The sequence below is a fragment of the Streptomyces marokkonensis genome, assembly GCF_039539045.1.
Classification (GTDB): Bacteria; Actinomycetota; Actinomycetes; order Streptomycetales; family Streptomycetaceae; genus Streptomyces; species Streptomyces marokkonensis.
Window position 1 is genome coordinate 1 of record NZ_BAABCQ010000334.1, and the last position, 2,875, is coordinate 2,875.

Here is a 2,875-nt window from a genome sequence, read left to right on the forward strand (position 1 = left end):
CGGTTACAGTTTTGCATTTGGTAGTGTCAGGGCATGACCGTGCCGACCGGGCGCCGCGAGCGCAAGAAGGCCGCGACCCGTCAGAAGATCGCCGACACCGCCCTGCGGCTCTTCCTGGAGCGCGGGTACGACGCGGTGGGGATCCGTGACGTGGCCGCCGAGGCCGACGTGGCCGTCACCACGCTCTTCTCCCACTTCGCCTCGAAAGAGGCCCTGATCTTCGAGCGGGACGACGACTTCGAGCAGCGCCTCACACGGGCGGCCACCGGCCGGGCGCCGGACGAGCCGCTCGTCCCCGCGCTGCGCCGCGAGGTCCTGGCCCTGGTGCGGCACTGCACGGCGGACAGCGCCGCCCCGATCTGGCGCATGATCGAGGAATCACCGGCCCTGCGTAAGTACGAGGAGTCGATGAGGCTGCGCCACGCGGAGTCGCTGGCGAAGGCCATCGCCGCCGATCCGGGCCTCTCACGGAGCGCCACGGCCTGCAGGACGATCGCGAGGTTCGCTATCGACGCGTATTCGCTGGCCCGGGAGGCGCCCGACCCGGAGGCCGCGGTGGACGAGATCTTCCGGATGATCGAGGCGGCCTGGGAGGTCGACTAGAGGCCTGCGGACTATGGCCTGCGGACTATGGGCCTGCGGCCGGTCGCCGAAGCCGGGTCCTGAGCCCGGGCGGGCCGTTGGTCCCGCGCCCGGGTGGGCGGCCACGCCCCCCGCCGGGCCGGCACCGTCCGCGGCAGCGCGTGCGGCAGGCGCCCGTACCAGGCGGCCGTCACCGCGTATCCGAACGCCAGGCACAGCACCCCGCCCACCGCGTCCAGCCAGAAGTGGTTGGCGGTCGCGACGATCACCACCAGCGTGAGCACCGGGTACACCAGCCCCAGCACCCGCACCCACGGCACCGAGGCCAGCGCGAAGATCGTCAGCCCGGACCACACCGACCACCCGATGTGCATCGACGGCATCGCCGCGTACTGGTTCGACATGTTCTTCAGGTCGCCGGACGCCATGGATCCCCACGTCTCGTGGACCATCACGGTGTCGACGAAGTGCCCGCCGTTCATCAGACGAGGCGGGGCGAGCGGAAACAGGTAGTAACCGACCAGGGCGACGCCCGTCGTCGCGAAGAGCGCCAGCCGGGTCGCGGCGTACCGCCCGGGGTGACTGCGGTACAGCCACACCAGTACGCCGAGGGTCACCACGAAATGCAGTGTGGCGTAGTAGTAGTTCATGCCGATGATGAGCCAAGTCACCGAGTTCACGGCATGGTTGACCGACTCCTCGAAGGCGAGACCGAGTTGCTGCTCGACGCGCCAGATCCAGTCGGCGTTGCGCAGCGCCTGCGCCCGCTGCTCCGGTACCGCGTTGCGGACGAGGGAGTACGTCCAGTAACTGATCGCGATCAACAGGATCTCGAACCACAGGCGCGGCCGGCGCGGCGTGCGGAGACGGCGCAGGAGGCCTTGCCCCGTCTCCTCCGTGACGGGGTGCGGAACGGCCTCTTCCAGGCGTTCCGTCGTCCTCACGGTCGTGTCACCCATAGGCATGAAGTCTGCCAGAAAAGCCCTGTCCCACCGATCATCCTCCCGGAGGATCCGGGCCGCATCCGGCCATTCCGAGGGGGCAGGGTCTCAGCGGCGGTTGCGCTCGCCCGGCGCCGAGGCCGTGGAACCGCGTACGACCAGCTCCGGCATGAACACGAACTCGCTGTGCGGTGCGGGGGTCCCGCCGATCTCCTCCAGCAGGGTGCGCACCGCAGCCTGTCCCATCGCCGGGACCGGCTTGCGGACGGTCGTCAGGGGCGGGTCGGTGAAGGCGATCAGCGGCGAGTCGTCGAAGCCGACGACGGAGAAGTCCTTGGGTACGTGCAGGCCGCGCTGCCGGGCCGCCCGTATCGCGCCCAGCGCCATCATGTCGCTGGCGCAGACCACCGCCGTGCAGTTCCGCTCCATGAGCGCGCCGGCCGCCGCCTGACCGCCCTCCAGGGTGTAGAGGGAGTGCTGGACGAGCTCCTTCTCCACGGTCTCGGCGTTCATGCCCAGTTGGTCCTGGACGGTGTGGACGAAGCCCTCGATCTTGCGCTGCACCGGCACGAACCGCTTCGGACCGAGGGCCAGCCCGATGCGGGTGTGCCCGAGCGAGACGAGGTGCGTGACCGCGAGACTCATCGCGGCGCGGTCGTCGGGGGAGATGAACGGCGCCTGCACCTTCGACGAGAAACCGTCGACGAGGACGAAGGGCACGCCCTGCGCGCGCAGCCGTTCGTAGCGCTGCGTGTCGGCGGTGGTGTCGGCGTGCAGACCGGAGACGTAGATGATGCCGGCGACTCCCCGGTCGACCAGCAGCTCCGTCAGCTCGTCCTCCGTGGAACCGCCCGGGGTCTGGGTGGCGAGGACCGGCGTGTACCCCTGGCGGGTCAGCGCCTGGCCGATGACCTGGGCCAGGGCCGGGAAGATCGGGTTCTCCAGCTCCGGCGTGATCAGGCCCACCAGGCCCTCGCTGCGCTGCCGCAGCCGCACGGGGCGCTCGTAGCCCAGCACGTCGAGAGCGGCGAGTACGGACTGGCGGGTGGTGGCGGCGACGCCAGGCTTGCCGTTGAGGACGCGGCTGACGGTCGCTTCGCTCACCCCCGCCTGGGCGGCGATGTCGGCAAGCCGTGTGGTCACAGGGGTGGACTGTACCTGTCGGCCGCCGCCTTGCACACCGATCGGGCGCCGTGGGCGGCCTGTTGAACGGCCCGTCGGACGGCCCGGCACGGGCTGCTGCGTCATCGCGCTCCCTCAGGAAAAGTGGCGGCAAGAGCTTGCAGAGTCTTGCACAACCGGCCAGATACCGCTCGATCCCCATGAACAAGCGTCTCGCGACGGTCGCCGGG

General features: G+C 70.1%; 3 protein-coding genes. 1 reads left to right on the plus strand and 2 read right to left on the minus strand.

Features of this window, described 5'->3' with window-relative positions:
* Positions 1–33: 33 nt before the first annotated feature.
* Positions 34–603, plus strand: coding sequence for a TetR/AcrR family transcriptional regulator (locus tag ABEA26_RS35595; RefSeq protein ID WP_345598164.1), 570 nt, complete (start codon positions 34–36; stop codon positions 601–603).
* A gap of 11 nt (positions 604–614) precedes the next feature.
* Here ABEA26_RS35595 and ABEA26_RS35600 read toward each other — a convergent pair whose 3' ends face one another.
* Together ABEA26_RS35600 and ABEA26_RS35605 are read right to left on the minus strand one after the other, a co-directional pair.
* Entirely contained in the window at positions 615–1,541 is a 927-nt protein-coding gene (locus tag ABEA26_RS35600; protein ID WP_345598166.1) for a phosphatase PAP2 family protein, read from the minus strand.
* A gap of 90 nt (positions 1,542–1,631) precedes the next feature.
* Complete coding sequence (locus ABEA26_RS35605) at positions 1,632–2,666, minus strand: LacI family DNA-binding transcriptional regulator (RefSeq protein WP_345598168.1); 1,035 nt, start codon at positions 2,664–2,666, stop codon at positions 1,632–1,634.
* Positions 2,667–2,875: the final 209 nt, after the last annotated feature.